We start from the raw sequence: 342 nt of genomic DNA, 5'->3' as shown, positions 1-342 counted from the left end.
CCGGGATGCGGGCGCGCTTCTTCAGGATCAGGTCGACCTTTTTCTCGACCGGAGGCTGGCACTGCGGATCGCGATCGCCACGGCGGCAGATCGGGATCGAGGCGCAGCCGCGGTCGTTGAGCTGGCTGCCGAACAACGGCTTGCCGCTGGCGCCGTAATTGTAGGCGGCGCAGTTGCGCAGCACGCTGCCCTGCCAGCCTCCGGCCGGCTTGAAGCCGAGCTTGAGGTTGACGGAAGCGCCGGGGTTGAGCGTCGTGACCGGATAGGTGCAGGTCATCGGCGTCGTGCCTGGCACGCAGACCCATGGCGCATTCGGCCCGGAGGTGAGCACGGAGCCGGCCG

The 342-nt window shown here is 68.7% G+C and carries 1 protein-coding gene; it reads right to left on the bottom strand.

The window, feature by feature from the left end; translation table 11 throughout:
* A partial coding sequence (locus tag EN852_RS37120; protein WP_135879783.1) for a hypothetical protein occupies window positions 1-342 on the bottom strand: 342 nt, incomplete at both ends.

The sequence above is a fragment of the Mesorhizobium sp. M2E.F.Ca.ET.209.01.1.1 genome (assembly GCF_004010375.2).
Classification (GTDB): domain Bacteria; phylum Pseudomonadota; class Alphaproteobacteria; order Rhizobiales; family Rhizobiaceae; genus Mesorhizobium.
This window is presented reverse-complemented; position numbering and strand designations above follow the sequence as displayed.